The organism is Burkholderia sp. Ax-1724, from assembly GCF_011752995.1.
Classification (GTDB): Bacteria; Pseudomonadota; Gammaproteobacteria; order Burkholderiales; family Burkholderiaceae; genus Paraburkholderia.
On sequence record NZ_VWWL01000014.1, the window covers coordinates 108310 to 122701 of the forward strand.

A 14392-nucleotide genomic window follows, 5' to 3' on the forward strand; every position below is an offset into this window, starting at 1 on the left:
GTCGGATAAGTTGGATCGATCGGTTCGCGTGCCGCCTACAGGCGCAGCTTCGCTTCCACATAGAACGTGCGGCCCGGATACGGGTGATAGACGAAGTAGCGCGCATCGAAGATGTTGTCGACGCCCACACCGATTTCGCTGAGCCGGGTCGGCTTGAAGGTGAACTTCGCATCCGCGACTGTGTACGTGCTGGTGCCGCCGAATACGTCGGGATTCGTGTCGGTATTCGTGAGCGTGTTGTACTGGCGTCCCGAATAGCGCGCGGCGAGCGTGAGCGCTGCGCGGGCATCGAAGTGATAGGTCGCGGCAATATCCGCGCGCCATAACGGAATGCGATAAAAGTACTTGCCGACGGTAGCCGGGTTCTGCGCATTGGCGATGATCTTCGACTGCGTATAGGCGACGCTGGCGAGCAGATCGAGGCCGTGCACCAGCACGTCCTCGCCGGAATAGCTCGTTTCGACGCCGCGTGAGCGCACCTTGCCGATGTTCTGGAAGTTCGTCACGTTGGGAATCACGGTGGTGTCGGTCTGACTGAAGATCGTGTTCTTCACGTCGTCCTGAAACAGCGAGAAGCGGAATAGGCCATTCCAGTGCGCCCATTCGGCACTCAGTTCTTTGGAAAGATCGTCCTCGGGCTGGAGATTCGGATTGTTGTTGACGATCGCGAAGCCGTTGATTTGCCCCTGGAACAGTTCGCTGACCGTCGGGAAACGGTACGCGCGGCCAATCGAGGCGCGCAAGGTCAGATCGTCGCTGAGGTCGAACGACAGCGACGCTTTCGGCGAGAAGTGGCGCTGGCTCGCCTCGCCGTACGAAACGGTCTGGCCCGGCAGCGATTGCGTGCCGTCGTAGGCTTGCCAGTCTTCATAGCGCACGCCGTAGACGAGCTTCCAGCGCGGCAGAAAACGCCATGCGTCCTGCGCGTAGAGCGCCTGCGTCTGCGTTTTGCCCGTGAAGGCATTGGCGAATGACGCCGCGTTGCCGTCGCGCCAGTTCAGCGTGTTGTAGCTCTGGTTGTCGAGAAAGTAGTTGTCGTAGTGATAGCCGAAACTCAGCGCGTGATTGCCGAGTCCCGCCTCGTTCGTGAACGGTGTGTACGTGCCGCGCAGATCGAGTGTTTTCCAGCCCGTGCCGTCGCCGAACAGTACCGTGCCGGGACCATTGCCGGGGCCGCCGGCATTCGCCGTGCGCGCCACGCTATTGCCGATGTCGTAATACGAGGCGATCGCTTCGCCATTCCAGCCGGCTGCGTTGCGGGTTTTCAGCGACAGACCGTATAGCCAGTTTTCGCTGTGACCGAGACTCGGTGCAAAGGCGGCCGCGGGAATCGTGTAGTGATAGCCGTTGATCGACACGTTGCCGCTGTACACAGGATTACCGTTCGCGTCGCGCAGGAAGGTCGAGGTCTGGCTGTCGTAGGTCTGATGCCAGTAGCCGAGCGTGAAGCCGCCTTGCAGCGTCGGCGTGAAGTCGTACTGCATCTTCAGCTTGAACTGGTCCTGCACCGTGTGCTCGATGCCCTCGCCGTTGACGCCGAGTACGGCCGTCGGCGTATTGGTCTGGTTGTTGTAGAAGTACGCGCCGGTGACGGGCGTATCGCCCGCTTTCGCGGGTGTGCCCGATTGCACGAGCGTCGCGAATTGCAGCGGCTGGCTCGTGTTCTCGAGATGATTCACGCCGAGCAGATACGAGAACTTGCCGATGCGGTCGCCGATCGACGCGCTCGCTTCCGTGCCGTTGAAATTCTGGTTGACGCCGTACAGGCTGAAGTGCTGTGTAAACGCCTTGACGTCCGCATCGGCCTCGAACTGCTTCGGCATGCGCGTGCTGATGAGCACGGTCGCGCCCAGCGAATTGCCCGGATAGAGCGCGGAAAACGGCCCGTAGATCACGTCGACCTGCTGGATCTCGTCGGGAAACACCATCGACCAGCGCGGCGGAAACGAATAGCTATTGCCGAGCAGATTGCTCAGCATCAAACCGTCTGCATAGACGAGGCCGCGCGCACTTTGCGTATTGCTCGTGCCGCGCACCGCGATGATCGAATTCAGGTCGCCGATAAAGCGCTTGCGCACGGCCAGATTCGGCATGTACTTGAGCACGTCTTCGGTATTGGCGACGTTCCAGTTGGCGAACTGATTGCGCGTGACGGTTTCGACGGAAGCGGGCAGATTGGGATCGACGGCGCGCGGTGCGGCGCTCGTACTGGCGCTGACGCTGACCGTGGGCAGCGTCGCGTCCGGTTTGGCGTCGTCCGCTTGCGCGGGCGAGGCGACGAGGGCCGGCACGAGTGCCGAAGCGAGGATCGGCCAATAAGCGGACCGACAAGTGGACCAACAAGCGGACGAATAAGCAGGCCAACAAGCTGGCCCATGACTCGCCCCGCGAGCGGACCGGCAAGCGGCGCGATGAACCGCGCGATAAGCGGAAGAAGCAAAGCCCGCGTCGCGGCGGACGCAAAGGGGCAGCCTTCGCAGGGCGAAGTCGAACATGAACGTTTCCTCGATGCATTGAACAGGCGAGCGCGGGCGTCGTCGGCGCAGGCGACGAACGCGCGATCAGAACCGGCAGCGATCAGGAAACGACAGGCGGGGCTCGTGGGCGTCCCGACGGGAACGCGCCAAGCGGTATGAAGCGGATGGACAGCGTGGGCGGCGCGGTGCCGGCAAGCGGCAGGGCGGCCGGAAGTTCAGCGACGGCAACCGTCGGCATCGCCACGTGATGTTCGAGCAGATGACAGTAGCCGCAGGCGCCGAATGCATCGTCGTGGCTCAAATGCACGGGCGCGGGACTCGTTTGAGCCACGAGCGCATTGCCCGCATCGCTCGCGCCGGACGGATGCAGCGCGGAACAGAGCGCGGCAACAGGCTCGTCCGCGCGGCCCGATGCGACCAATTGACTCACGAGCGGCGCGAACACGACAAGCCACATGGCGACGAGGCCAAGCCATGCGGTCATGCGGTGACGGGAGCGTGAAGTCATGATGATCGGGAAAAAGACCGCGCCGATTCTATCATCGCCGCGCGATCTTTTCTTTCGTGATGACAGGTATAGCAGCGGATTAGACGGCAAAAGGCCATTCATTTCGACGCGCTGGAACAGTGGCGAATCACTTAATCTGTCGGATCGCATTGCCGACATCCCGCGGAAACAGCGCAATATTTATCGCCACGACTCATGACGTCCATGCCGACGCTTGCCCCTTCCCTCGCCGACATCATCCAGCGCGCCGCTTCGTCGTGCTCGGCCGGACAGTACGCCGACGCCTCGCGGCTCGTCTTGCCGCTGCTCGACGATGCGAGCTTGCCGAACGATCGGCGTGCCGATGTGCTGAACATTGCCGGCGCGTGTTCGTTCATGTCGGGCCAGGTCGCGGACGCGGAGAACTACTGGCGCCAATGTTTGCATCTGAAGCCCGATTACGTCGCCGTGTATGCGAGTCTCGGCGCGCTGCTCCGATCGCTCGGCCGCCTCTCCGCCGCGAAAGCGATGTATCTGCAACTAGTGGCGCGGTGTCCGCTCGACGCGGATGCGCATTGTCAACTGGGCAGCGTGCTGCACGGGCTCGGCTACAGGGACGAAGCGCAGGCGTCGTATCGCAAGGCATTGACGATTCGCCCCGATCACGCCGAAGCACATTACGGCCTCGGTATCGTGCTGAGCGAACTGCGCCGCCCGCATGAAGCCGAAGTGGCTTATCGGCATGCGCTGTGCGGACTGCGCGGTCATGCGGAATTGCACAACAACCTCGGCAACGTGTTGCTGGAACTCGGGCGTCTCGCGGAGGCGGACGCGGCGTATCGCGAGGCGCTGACGCTCAGGCCGCAGTATCCGGAAGCGCTCAACAACCTGGGTGGCGTGCTGAAGGCAACGCAACGGCTCGCGGAGGCCGAGCTGGCTTGCCGGCTTGCACTGGCTATCCGGCCCGATTACGCGGAGGCGCATCTGAATCTCGGCTCGGTACTGGTCGACCTCGGGCGAGTGCCTGAAGCGGAAGCGGCTTATTGCGCAGCGATTGCTCATCGCGAGAACTATGCGGAGGCGCATTACAACCTCGGCATTGCGCTGTTCAGGCAGGAGCGTTTCGAGCAGGCCGAACAGGCCTATCGTGACGCGATTCGCTGGCAACCGGACCTCGTGCATGCGCATAACAACCTCGGTTGCGTGCTGCGCGTGCGGGAACGTTTCGCCGAGGCAATCGAGGTATTCCGGCGCGCGCTCGCTCTATCTCCACAACTGGCGCCGGCGCATGCGAATCTCGCGGCTGCACTCGCGCAGCTGAGACGGTTCTCCGAGGCCGAGAGCGAGTATCGCGCGGCGCTGGCCTTGCAGGCCGGTTATAGCGAAGCGCGTTTCGGTCTTGCCGTGGTGCTGCTCGGCATGGGCCGCTTCGACGAAGCCTGGCCACTCTACGAGGACCGTTATGAGCAGCCCGGTTTCATTCACCGCAAGACGCGCGAGATGCTCAGGTGTCCGCAATGGACGGGCGACACGCTGGCGGGCAAGTCGGTGCTGGTTTGGCAGGAGGACGGTCTTGGCGACGTGCTGCAATTCAGCCGCTATTTTTCGTTGCTGAAAGCGCAAGGGGCTGCGCATATCGCGTTTGCGTGCGTGCCGGCGCTGCATCGGCTGATGGCGGATGTCGATGGTATCGATGCCGTGTTCGATCACAGCAGCGCACTCGCGCAAATATCGGGCTACGACTGCTGGACCAGTCTTCTGAGCGCGCCGCTGCATTTCCGCACGACTGTCGAGACGATTCCCGCGCCGCTACGATTCAGGACCGATCCAGCGCTCGTCGAGTCATGGCGTTCCGCATTGGACGCACTGCCGCCGGGGCCCAGGATCGGTCTCGTCTGGAAAGGCAACGCGAAGCATCATAATGACGCGAATCGCTCGATTCCGTCGCTCGCCACGCTCGCGCCGCTCTGGAGCGTACCGGGCCTGCGTTTCGTGAGTCTGCAGAAAGGGCAGGGAGAAGACGAAGCGCGCCATCCACCGGCGGCTCAACCGCTGCTCGACCTTGGCGCTGACGTGAAGGATTTCGCGGACAGCGCGGCGATCGTCGCGCAGCTCGATCTCGTGATTTGCGTCGATACGTCGATCGCGCATCTGGCCGCCTCGCTCGGCAAGCCGTGCTGGGTGATGCTGCCGGAACGCGATGTCGACTGGCGCTGGATGCACGAGCGCGACGATTCGCCGTGGTATCCCCAATCGTTGCGTCTGTTTCGCCGGGCGCCCGGAGAGGATTGGGCGGTATCGGTCGAGCGCGTGCGGCAGGCGTGTGTCGAACGATTCGGTGCCGCGCTTCGCGAGGAAGCGCGCTGATTCCTTTCAGGCTGCACCGTAGGCCGTCTTTATGCCTGCGTCACCTGGATGTGATAAAGCCCCCACGGCGACAACTCGAAGCGGTCCTTGAGCGGTTTGGTGGCCAGTTCGGCAAGATGGTCCGCGTCGAAGATCGCCCATAGCGGTCCCAGGCCACCGAGCGGCAGCGGCTTGCCGTCCATCTGCGTCGCGAGAATGAAGCGATACGCACGCACCGTGTCGAGTGTCGTCATCACGGCGTAACCGTCGACCGCGTGCATCACGATTTGCGTGCTGCCGGCATCGGGCGCGCCGACGTGAGCGAGTACCTCGGTGAGCAATGGGCCGCTAAACGTATGCTGATGCGAATCGTATTCGATGGTGGGGCGAATCGTCACTTGCTTCATGCTAGCGAGCAAAGGCAGATCGATGCCATAGGCTTCCGAAAACCTGATCTGATGCTTGGCCAGCAACTGATCGAATGACGGGTCGAGTGCGCCGCGATTGCTGCGTTTGATCGAACCGGATATCGTCAGGATAACTGGCGAGGGGGCGCAGCGAGTGCTGTATTCGCGCTGTGCGCCGAATGCGGGCGTGGCTGCCGCGCCTAGTACTGCTGTGCGGGTCAGGAATTCGCGTTTATTCATTGTATTTTCTCCGGGCGTCGTTGAGGCCTGGCCAGGCGAGGCCGGCGTGCCCTATATTGTCGGGGAATTGCCGCCTTGCGTGATACGGTTGTGCTTTATTTTTACTGAGTTTGCCATTTGCTTTTTACTTCCACAATGATTTCTGGCTTACAAAAACATTGAGAGAACTTCGCGTGGCCTGGAAAGCAATCTGGGAGACAAGGGGGCAATGAACGAACTCAAGTACGTTGCATTCATCGGCTTCGGAGAAGCGGATGGTATCGAATACGGAACGTTGCCGACTCCGTTCGATTGGCGCGCGTTTTTCGATAGCCTGCCGGACAGGGGGCGAGAGTCCAGGGGCTGAAAATCGCACCGCTAGTTCGCACCGATACTGACCGTGCGCGTCACGTCGACCACCGACAGGCGGATTGCATCGATCAACGCACGCGCGGCCGGCGAGGGCGTACCCGCCGCGCGCAGCGTCAGGCCGATATTGCGCCGCGTGTTGTACAGCGGCACGTCGAGTGCCACGAGTTGTCCTGATTGAATCTCGTGATGCAGTTGCTGCGCCGAGAGTGCCGCGGCCATGTCGGTGCCGAGCAGTAGCCCGCGAATCACCGCAAAGTCGGCGGTCTCGACTGTCGGTAGCGGCGGCTTGACTTTCAGGCGCTTGAATTGCGTTTCGAACAATGCGCGCGCGGGTGCGTTGCTGCGCGGCAGAATCCACTGCGCGTCGCGCAAGTCCATGATGGTCAGGTTGCGCGCCTGGGTGAGCGGATGATCTCGCCGCACCAGTATCACCATGTCGTCCGACATCAACCGCTCGTTTTTCAGGCCGCTCGTCGCATCGTTGTCGCGCAGCGCGCCGAGAATAAAGTCGATGTCGCCCGCGCGCAGACCGGCCACCAATGTCTCGTACGAGCTTTCGTCGGTCACGACGCGCACGCCCGGATTTTCCGAGGACATGCGCGCAATCGCCTTGGGAAGAATCAGCGTGCGTCCGAGTGGCAACGCACCGACCGTCACCGCACCCTGAATCTTGCCGTGCAACGCGGCGATATCGTCGGGCACGTGGCGCAATTCGTTCAGTGCGCGCCGCACGTGCAGCAGAAACGTTTCGCCTTCGGTCGTGAGCAGAATGCCGCGCGGGCTGCGATGAAAAAGACTCAGACCCGAACCGCTTTCGAGCACGCGAATCGCAGTGCTTACCGCGGGTTGACTGATGCCGAACGTTTTCGCGGCACTCGGCATATGCCGGTGCCGCGCGAGCGCCACCAGCAGTTGCAGGCGCCGCGTGTTGAGCAGATAAGCGGGCAGCGCGCCTTCCGCAACGGGCCGGCGGCGCGTCTGACGCGCGGCACACCATTGCGCGAGTTCTTCCAGTTCGGCGAAGATGCGCTCGCAGCGATGCAGCACCGCGCGGCCGACCGGCGTCGGCAGCATGCCCGATGGGCCACGATCGAAGAGCGGTTCGCCGAGTGCCGATTCGAGTTCCTGCACGGAACGCGTGACCGCGGACTGAGCGCGAAACAACGCGGCCGCCGCGCGCGTTGCGCTGCCCATTTCGGCGACGAGTCTGAAGGCGCGCAACTGCGCGAGATTGAGCAGGTCTTTGCCGCCCGCCGGCAACGGCGCTTTGGCCGAAGCGGGGCCGTGTTCCGTCGATGTGTTGTCGTTCGTCATGCCGCGCCCGTCATCAGATCGTTCGCGCATGACGCAGCGGCGTGTGCGGCATGCCGAGCCACTGCGCGAGCCGTGCTTCCGCGAGACGCCGACCCGGCGATGCTTCGCCCGGGAATATCTTCCCGCGTAACGTCTGGACAATCGCTGGCTGGGTCGTCTCGTTCATGGGTGTCTGACTCGTCGGAAGCTCCGAAGTATAGCCACGCGTATCACTCCGCACCAAGCTTTAAAAAGTGCTTTGCGAGTTCTTTTCCCGAGCATCTGTTTTATTTATCGCATGCGGCGCCATGAGGGAGAAATACGAAGTTCTCAGCGTGGCCTTGGAATACCGGCGAAGCCATGCGCGGCGCGGCTTGCGGCGATGTCCGCCGGTTTGCCCGGCACGCATTTGCACGGTTTCGGGCCATGATTCCGGCGCAGAATGAGGTTTACCCGTACTTCCTGTCTCGCGGCACAATTCCTATCTTTGTATCCCAAGACGGTCGCGTTGGGTATTGCGGTGCAGACGGGCGATACAGACGGCGACCTATCCGATCGACACGCGGCACGAAGTGACGGAAGAGAACGAATATGGCAAGGATCATTGGTGGCATCGGCACGTCGCATGTGCCGACAATCGGCCTGGCGTACGACAAGGGCAAGCAGAACGACCCGGCGTGGGCGCCGCTTTTCAAAGGCTATGAGCCGGTGGCGCAATGGCTCGACGAGCGCAAGCCCGACGTGATGGTGATGTTCTACAACGATCACGCCAACAGCTTCTTCTTCGACTGCTATCCGACTTTCGCACTGGGCGTGTCGGCCAATCACGAATTCGCGGATGAAGGCGCGGGCAAGCGTCCCTTGCCGGATATCGCGGGCCATCCCGATCTCGCGATTCATATCGCCGAGCAGATGGTCAACGACGAATTCGATCTGACGATCTTCCAGGACCGCCCGCTCGATCATGGCTGCAATTCGCCGCTCTCGCTGATGTTGCCGCATCAAGGCGGCTGGCCGCTCTCGCTGGTGCCGTTCGAAGTGAACGTGCTGCAATATCCGTTGCCGACCGCGAATCGTTGCTACCGGCTCGGCCAGGCGCTGCGTCGCGCGATCGAATCGTTCGAGCAGGACCTCAAGGTCGTGGTGGTCGGCACGGGCGGCCTGTCTCACCAGGTACACGGCGAGCGCAGCGGCTTTAACAACACCGAATGGGACATGGAATTTCTCGACCTGATCGTCAGCGATCCCGAGCGTCTTGCCGCGATGAAGCACGTCGACTACGTGCGTCTTGGCGGCGCGGAAAGCGTCGAGACGATCATGTGGCTCGCGATGCGCGGCGCGCTCGGTTCGAAGGTCCGCGAACTGCATCGCAACTACTATCTTGCCACCAGTACCGCAATGGCCGTGACGATTTATGAAGAAGAGGTGGGGCAATGAATCCGCAACTGATCGGTGTCGAAGCATTGACCGGCACGTATCCGTTCGACATTCGCCAGAGCATGAAGGCGATGCGTCTGAACCGTTTCTTCTGGCAGATGCGCGAGGCGCCCGCGCGTGCGCTGTGGCTCGAAAACCGTGCGGCCGCTTACGATGCGGCGGCTCTGACGCCGCAAGAGCGCGCGCTCGTCGACAACACGGACTGGATCGGCCTGATTCGCTATGGCGTGTGCTTCTTCGTGCTGGAGAAGTTCGCGCGTGTCGTGAAGATCACGAACCTCGGCATGTACGCGAGCATGCGCGGCGAAACACTCGAAGCATTCCTGAAAACGCGCCGGGTGCCGGAAGCGGTTTAAACGCTGCATGGCGGCAACCGCTCATTAGCGCGTCGTGCCTCGAATGCGTTCGACGTGATCGTCGAGTTGCGCAACCGAATCGTCGAGAAACTTGGCGCGCGCGTCGAGATGAAAAACTATCAGCGTGACGGCGAGGATCACGATTGCCGCCAGTGTGACCGCGGTTACGAGCCATTCGGGCCTGACGCCGCCCGCCGCGCCGCAGATCGAGCCGACGGCGAAATCCGCCGCGGCCATGCCGGTGTAGTGCATGCCGGCAATCGCCATGCCCATGACCAGTGCCGTGCCGATGCGTTTGGCCGTTACGTGCCGCCGCTCCGCGGTGCGTAGCGTATAGGCGCTCCAGAGCGCCACTGTGGACGCGGCAATCGCAATCGCGATCGACGCGATGAAAAGAACGGGGTCGTAGTGAATCGCGGGAGACATCAACATCGCGGCCATGCCGACGTAATGCATGCTGGCGATGCCTAAACCCATGAGCACACCGCCCGCGAACAGGCGGAATATGCCGAGGCGTTTGCGCGTGACGGTCTGCAATGCGAACCACGACACCAGTACCGCGATGGCGAACGAGTAGATCGTTATTCTGAAATCGTAGCCAATCGGAATGCTGAGCGAGAAAGAAAGCATGCCGATGAAATGCATCGACCAGATTCCGGCACCCATTGCCAACGCGCCGCCGGCGAGCCATATCTGGCGTCTTCTCGCATAGGCGAGCAGCGAAATGCGATCGGCGAGATCGAGTGCGGTGTAAGAGGCGAGCGTCGCAATGAGTAAGGAAATGGCGACGAGCCACAGGTTGTAGGTGCTTTGCATAAGTCGATGGCTTTTGTGATAGCGCGTATAGCGATTATTGGCAACCTCGCTGGGATTTTTCACCCATGAAAAATCCGACCCTGCAAACCGCATTGGCCTGTGCGGTTATGTTCTTTCCACGCTTCTTTCCGGCTATACCCCGATACAAGCCGCACTATGGAAAAAAAGTCCGGTCGAGTGTAATACAGATTTGAGAAATTTTAATTAAGGATTGGATACGCAGACAGGATTTTCTTCAATCAATACCGAGTGAATTGTTAAATTCTCATGCGTGCGCAATAAGCTGTGTCGCCGTGGGAAAGAGCGGATCGGGAGAAACCCCGGGCATGCTTTTCACGTCCTGCTACGGTATAACGCCAGCAGGGGATCAATGTTCTTTCTGCCTGCCGGGGCACGCAATGAGACAAGACAGGACGTGCGATATAGTCGCGAGCGGTGCGCGCATTTCGCTGATGACCTATGCGGACACCCTTACTCCGCCATGGCCGCGCAGTCCGGCAATCTCGACTTCCGAATAGCGCGCCGGACATTCGACCTCGAAGATCGCAGCCTTTCTTGCGGCAATGTCGTTTGACGACACTTGTCCGGTTGCCAGGTACACCGGCGATTACCGCCGCCGAACGCTGCCAATCGCCGTGAATAGCCATGTATGATGGCGGACTCGCGCCCGCATTCGAACGCCGCGCGAGCGGCCTGCACGGATGCCGCGCGCGCTGGCCGCCCGGGGGCCGCGCATCCATTCACGATGATCCAGAGGAAGACCGCCATGACGGCTGCAACACAATTCGATCAGGTTTCCGTTGTCAAACGAGCCAACGTCTATTTCGACGGCAAGTGCGTTTCGCACACGGTTCTGTTTGCCGACGGCACGCGCAAGACGCTCGGCGTGATCCTGCCCTGCATGCTGAACTTCGGCACCGACGCGCCGGAACTCATGGAAGTGCAAGCAGGCAAATGCCGTATTCGCCTCGACGGCAGCGACGAATGGAAGGCCTATGGCGAGGGCGAATCGTTTTCGGTGCCGGGCAAGAGCCGTTTCGATATCGAGGTGATCGAAACGCTCGACTACGTTTGCAGCTATCTGTAAGAGCGGGTAGGGCGCATGCGGTGGGGGATGCCGCATGCACCTCGCGCCGGTAGCCCGCAGCCGCATGCCACGCAAACTTACTTCCTCTGATCGTCCGTATCTTCGCCCAGGTCATCCACTGTTACGCCCAATTTCTCATACAGCGCCGTCCGGCCCAGCGGTGTAACCTGCACCGCCCGCGATGAAGACGCGCGCCGCAACCAGCCGTTCTCGCACAGCATCGACATGAACCTGACGCCGAGCGGGCCGGCGAGATGGTGTTGCCGCTCGGTCCAGTCGAGGCATTGGCGTGCGATGCCGTGCTTGCCCGGTCGCAGTGCTGCGACGTCGATACCGAGTTCACCGAACCACCGCGCGCCGGCTTGCGTAACTTCCAAACGCTTGTCTTCGCCGGGCGCGAGAAGATCGCGCTGCATCAACTGCTGCGTGATCGCCACGCCGACCTGACCGGCAAGATGGTCGTAACAGCATCGCGCGAAACGCAATTGCCGCGCATCGCGGCCACGCGGTTTGCGGCGCGCCGTTGCTGTGGCGCCGATTGCCGCGAGGTTTTCGAGTAGCGACGCCACCTGCGTATCCGCGAGTCGATAGTAGCGGTGGCGTCCCTCTTTTTCGACCGTGATGAGGCCACCGTCCAGCAGCCTGGCGAGGTGGCTGCTCGCGGTTTGCGCCGTGACGCCGGCCGCGTAGGCCAGCTCGCCGGCCGGCAGCGCGCGGCCATCGGCCAGTGTCATCAGCATGGCCGCGCGGGCCGCATCGGCGATCAGGAAGGCCGTCGCCGCGATTTTCGGTTGAACGTCCATCTTCGTCTCCTGAGCATTGACCGATAGCGTAGCCCAAACTCGTGCCCGGATACTTCGACGCGCATCGAAGCATCGCGGCCCCTCGATCCCCGATACTGAAGCGATACCAGCCATGTTTTCAAGGGAGACTCGCCCGATGAACGCTCGAATACGGCAACGGACCGTGCTGCTTGCAACGAGCCTCAGCTATGTCGTCGTGATCCTCGATACGTCGATCGTGAACGTCGCATTGGCGCCGATATCGGCGAGTCTTGCGACCGGCATGAGCGGGCTGCAATGGGTCGTCAATGCTTATACGCTGACCTTCGCGAGTCTGCTGTTGTCGGGCGGCACGCTCGGCGACCGGCTCGGCGAGCGCAATGTGTATATTGCCGGTCTCGCGATTTTTACCGCGGCTTCGGCGTTGTGCGGCGCGGCGTCCGGCCTTGCGATGCTGATCGGCGCGCGCATTGTGCAAGGTGTCGGGGCAGCACTGCTGGTGCCCGCTTCGCTTGCACTCATCAATCGCGCGTGCCCGCATCCTCGCGAGCGCGCGGCCGCATTCGGCGTATGGGCCGGACTCGGGGGCCTCGCGATGGCGGCAGGGCCGCTGATCGGCGGTGTGGTTATCGGACTGGTCGGCTGGCGCAGCATTTTTTTGCTGAACGTTCCCGTGTGCCTTGCCGGCATCGCGTTGGCGTTCAGGGTGTCGATGCCGGCGAGAGAGCCGGGCAGCGCCGCGCATCGTTTCGATATCGCCGGGCAGATCGCCGCAATCGCGACGCTCGCGCTGCTCAACATCACGGTCATCCGTTTGCCCGCAGAGGGATGGTCCGCGCCGCCCATTGTCGTGGGCATCGCGGCAACACTGCTCGCGGGCTGCATGTTCGTCGCAATTGAAATGAAGAGTGCGCAGCCGGTTTTGCCTTTCGGCCTGTTTCGCCATGCGGGCTTTTCCTGCGCGATTTTCGTTTCCGTGGTTTCGGCTTTTACGTTCTATGGCCTGATATTCGACCTCAGCCTGTACTTCCAGCATCAGCTCGACTACTCGCCGATGCGGACGGGGCTGGCCTTCCTGCCGCTCACGATCGTCGTGCCGATCGGCAGCCTCGTGTCGAAACGCGCCGTGGCCTGGCTGGGACCGAGGCGTCTCGTGGCCGGTGCGTGCATGCTCGCGGCGCTCGGCTTTACCGGTTTGTGGGCGATCGTCTCCTGCTTTTCCGATGCGCCATTCGCGTTCGCCTTGCCCGCGATCGGTCTTGCCGCGAGCCTGATTACCCCCGCCACCACGGCGACCCTCATGGCATCGGTCGAGATCGATCGCTCCGGTATCGCGGCGGCGGTGCTCAATGCCGCGCGTCAAACGGGCGCGGTGCTCGGCGTCGCCATTTCGGGGAGCATGCTCGCGCTACAGCATTCGATTGCCGACGGCATGCGCGGCGGCCTGTTGCTGTCGGCTGCGTTGTCGATGGCAGCCGGGATCGTCTGGTTTTCAGCGTATGCCGTCAGCTCAATGACGCCTCGCCCTTCGCGACGATCTCCTCGATCACCTGCACGAACTGCTCCACCGGCTGCCCGCCCGTCACCAGATAGCGACCGTTGAAGATGATCGATGGTACCGATTGAATGCCCATCTGCTGATTATTCTTCTCTTCTTCGCGCACCTCGTCGGCATACGCGCCGCTCGTCAGAACTTCGCGCGCTTCTTCGGCATCGAGTCCCACCGACCGCGCCGCTTCGATCAGCACGTCATGATTGCCGGGGTTCTTGCCGTCGGCATGATAGGCGCGCAGCAGCGCGAGCTTGAGCGGCAACTGCTCGCCCCGGATGCCGGCCCAATGCAGCAGACGGTGCGCATCGAACGTGTTGTAAGTGCGTGTGCGCGGACCGAAATCGAAGCCGACGCTCGCGCCGCGTTCGCGGATCATCGCCTGCGTTTCGGCGATCTGCGCGGGCGTGCGCCCATATTTTTTGCCGAGATATTCGACGATGTCTTCGCCGTCAGGTCCCATCTGCGGATTCAGTTCGAACGGATGCACGGCGATTCGCGCGTCGACGCGATCGTGCAGACGCGCGAGCGCAAGCTGCAGCGACGACAGGCCGATCGCGCACCACGGGCAGGCGATATCGGAGACGAAATCGATGGTGAGCTGCTGTTTCATTGCGGTCCTTGAAGGGAAGAAGTGCCGTGAAGTTCGCGGAATGCGGGCGCGGCGAATTCCGACAGCGTAGCGTGAATCGTCGGCGCGTGCAGGGCCGCCGAATATGAGCGCAAGACCCGGAGTGTTTTCGCACCGTCGTACTCGTACACTG

15 protein-coding genes are annotated in these 14392 nt (G+C 62.0%); 7 read left to right on the forward strand and 8 right to left on the reverse strand.

Going from position 1 to position 14392, the window contains the following annotated elements; all coding sequences use genetic code 11:
• Nucleotides 1–35: 35 nt before the first annotated feature.
• Both F3J19_RS18050 and F3J19_RS18055 read right to left on the reverse strand, forming a co-directional pair.
• Nucleotides 36–2495 carry a TonB-dependent receptor gene (locus tag F3J19_RS18050; protein ID WP_167043767.1) on the reverse strand — a complete coding sequence of 820 codons (2460 nt, stop codon included), beginning with the start codon at nt 2493–2495 and terminating at the stop codon, nt 36–38.
• Between the two features lie 82 nt (nt 2496–2577).
• Nucleotides 2578–2985: a DUF2946 domain-containing protein gene (locus F3J19_RS18055; RefSeq protein WP_167043768.1), complete on the reverse strand. Its 408-nt coding sequence runs from the start codon at nt 2983–2985 to the stop codon at nt 2578–2580.
• Between F3J19_RS18055 and F3J19_RS18060 the strand changes: the two genes are divergently transcribed.
• Nucleotides 2984–3184: a hypothetical protein gene (locus F3J19_RS18060; RefSeq protein WP_167043769.1), complete on the forward strand. Its 201-nt coding sequence runs from the start codon at nt 2984–2986 to the stop codon at nt 3182–3184. The two genes, F3J19_RS18055 and F3J19_RS18060, sit on opposite strands and share 2 nt — an antisense overlap.
• On the forward strand, nt 3181–5331 hold the full coding sequence (locus F3J19_RS18065) for a tetratricopeptide repeat protein (protein ID WP_167043770.1): 2151 nt from the start codon (nt 3181–3183) through the stop codon (nt 5329–5331). The genes F3J19_RS18060 and F3J19_RS18065 overlap by 4 nt, the downstream gene beginning before the upstream one ends.
• A 29-nt stretch (nt 5332–5360) precedes the next feature.
• Here the strand turns inward: F3J19_RS18065 and F3J19_RS18070 are convergent, their stop codons facing one another.
• Nucleotides 5361–5957 carry a molybdopterin-dependent oxidoreductase gene (locus F3J19_RS18070; protein WP_167043771.1) on the reverse strand — a complete coding sequence of 199 codons (597 nt, stop codon included), beginning with the start codon at nt 5955–5957 and terminating at the stop codon, nt 5361–5363.
• 208 nt (nt 5958–6165) lie between these two features.
• Between F3J19_RS18070 and F3J19_RS18075 the strand changes: the two genes are divergently transcribed.
• Nucleotides 6166–6303 carry a hypothetical protein gene (locus F3J19_RS18075; RefSeq protein WP_167043596.1) on the forward strand — a complete coding sequence of 46 codons (138 nt, stop codon included), beginning with the start codon at nt 6166–6168 and terminating at the stop codon, nt 6301–6303.
• Between the two features lie 11 nt (nt 6304–6314).
• On the opposite strand, the gene F3J19_RS18080 is transcribed toward F3J19_RS18075, so the two are convergent.
• Together F3J19_RS18080 and F3J19_RS18085 are read right to left on the reverse strand one after the other, a co-directional pair.
• Entirely contained in the window at nt 6315–7622 is a 1308-nt protein-coding gene (locus tag F3J19_RS18080) for a LysR family transcriptional regulator (protein ID WP_167043773.1), read from the reverse strand.
• A 13-nt stretch (nt 7623–7635) separates the two neighbouring features.
• On the reverse strand, nt 7636–7788 hold the full coding sequence (locus F3J19_RS18085) for a GntR family transcriptional regulator (RefSeq protein ID WP_167043775.1): 153 nt from the start codon (nt 7786–7788) through the stop codon (nt 7636–7638).
• Between the two features lie 404 nt (nt 7789–8192).
• On the opposite strand from F3J19_RS18085, the gene F3J19_RS18090 reads away from it, so the two are divergent.
• Together F3J19_RS18090 and F3J19_RS18095 are read left to right on the forward strand one after the other, a co-directional pair.
• Nucleotides 8193–9038 (forward strand): gallate dioxygenase, encoded by an 846-nt coding sequence (locus F3J19_RS18090; protein ID WP_167043777.1) that lies wholly within the window; start codon nt 8193–8195, stop codon nt 9036–9038.
• The gene (locus tag F3J19_RS18095) at nt 9035–9394 is read left to right on the forward strand and encodes a protocatechuate 3,4-dioxygenase (RefSeq protein WP_167043779.1); all 360 of its coding nucleotides are present in this window, start codon (nt 9035–9037) and stop codon (nt 9392–9394) included. Before F3J19_RS18090 ends, F3J19_RS18095 begins: the two co-directional genes overlap by 4 nt.
• 24 nt (nt 9395–9418) lie before the next feature.
• On the opposite strand, the gene F3J19_RS18100 is transcribed toward F3J19_RS18095, so the two are convergent.
• Nucleotides 9419–10273: an MHYT domain-containing protein gene (locus F3J19_RS18100; RefSeq protein ID WP_345891048.1), complete on the reverse strand. Its 855-nt coding sequence runs from the start codon at nt 10271–10273 to the stop codon at nt 9419–9421.
• A 703-nt stretch (nt 10274–10976) separates the two neighbouring features.
• Between F3J19_RS18100 and F3J19_RS18105 the strand changes: the two genes are divergently transcribed.
• Nucleotides 10977–11297, forward strand: a complete 321-nt coding sequence (locus tag F3J19_RS18105; protein ID WP_167043781.1) for a pyrimidine/purine nucleoside phosphorylase — start codon at nt 10977–10979, stop codon at nt 11295–11297.
• 77 nt (nt 11298–11374) lie between these two features.
• Here the strand turns inward: F3J19_RS18105 and F3J19_RS18110 are convergent, their stop codons facing one another.
• Entirely contained in the window at nt 11375–12100 is a 726-nt protein-coding gene (locus F3J19_RS18110; RefSeq protein ID WP_167043783.1) for a helix-turn-helix transcriptional regulator, read from the reverse strand.
• A 136-nt stretch (nt 12101–12236) separates the two neighbouring features.
• On the opposite strand from F3J19_RS18110, the gene F3J19_RS18115 reads away from it, so the two are divergent.
• Nucleotides 12237–13682 carry an MFS transporter gene (locus F3J19_RS18115; protein WP_167043785.1) on the forward strand — a complete coding sequence of 482 codons (1446 nt, stop codon included), beginning with the start codon at nt 12237–12239 and terminating at the stop codon, nt 13680–13682.
• On the opposite strand, the gene F3J19_RS18120 is transcribed toward F3J19_RS18115, so the two are convergent.
• On the reverse strand, nt 13585–14241 hold the full coding sequence (locus F3J19_RS18120) for a DsbA family oxidoreductase (protein ID WP_167043788.1): 657 nt from the start codon (nt 14239–14241) through the stop codon (nt 13585–13587). The two genes, F3J19_RS18115 and F3J19_RS18120, sit on opposite strands and share 98 nt — an antisense overlap.
• Nucleotides 14242–14392 lie beyond the last annotated feature (151 nt).

What these genes read in the sequence shown, in the direction of transcription:
- F3J19_RS18050 (WP_167043767.1), bottom strand. Translation starts at nt 2,495, where the DNA reads ATGTTCGACTTCGCCCTGCGAAGGCTGCCCCTTTGCGTCCGCCGCGAC.
- F3J19_RS18060 (WP_167043769.1), top strand. Translation starts at nt 2,984, where the DNA reads ATGATGATCGGGAAAAAGACCGCGCCGATTCTATCATCGCCGCGCGAT.
- F3J19_RS18055 (WP_167043768.1), bottom strand. Translation starts at nt 2,985, where the DNA reads ATGACTTCACGCTCCCGTCACCGCATGACCGCATGGCTTGGCCTCGTC.
- F3J19_RS18065 (WP_167043770.1), top strand. Translation starts at nt 3,181, where the DNA reads ATGACGTCCATGCCGACGCTTGCCCCTTCCCTCGCCGACATCATCCAG.
- F3J19_RS18070 (WP_167043771.1), bottom strand. Translation starts at nt 5,957, where the DNA reads ATGAATAAACGCGAATTCCTGACCCGCACAGCAGTACTAGGCGCGGCA.
- F3J19_RS18075 (WP_167043596.1), top strand. Translation starts at nt 6,166, where the DNA reads ATGAACGAACTCAAGTACGTTGCATTCATCGGCTTCGGAGAAGCGGAT.
- F3J19_RS18080 (WP_167043773.1), bottom strand. Translation starts at nt 7,622, where the DNA reads ATGACGAACGACAACACATCGACGGAACACGGCCCCGCTTCGGCCAAA.
- F3J19_RS18085 (WP_167043775.1), bottom strand. Translation starts at nt 7,788, where the DNA reads ATGAACGAGACGACCCAGCCAGCGATTGTCCAGACGTTACGCGGGAAG.
- F3J19_RS18090 (WP_167043777.1), top strand. Translation starts at nt 8,193, where the DNA reads ATGGCAAGGATCATTGGTGGCATCGGCACGTCGCATGTGCCGACAATC.
- F3J19_RS18095 (WP_167043779.1), top strand. Translation starts at nt 9,035, where the DNA reads ATGAATCCGCAACTGATCGGTGTCGAAGCATTGACCGGCACGTATCCG.
- F3J19_RS18105 (WP_167043781.1), top strand. Translation starts at nt 10,977, where the DNA reads ATGACGGCTGCAACACAATTCGATCAGGTTTCCGTTGTCAAACGAGCC.
- F3J19_RS18110 (WP_167043783.1), bottom strand. Translation starts at nt 12,100, where the DNA reads ATGGACGTTCAACCGAAAATCGCGGCGACGGCCTTCCTGATCGCCGAT.
- F3J19_RS18115 (WP_167043785.1), top strand. Translation starts at nt 12,237, where the DNA reads ATGAACGCTCGAATACGGCAACGGACCGTGCTGCTTGCAACGAGCCTC.
- F3J19_RS18120 (WP_167043788.1), bottom strand. Translation starts at nt 14,241, where the DNA reads ATGAAACAGCAGCTCACCATCGATTTCGTCTCCGATATCGCCTGCCCG.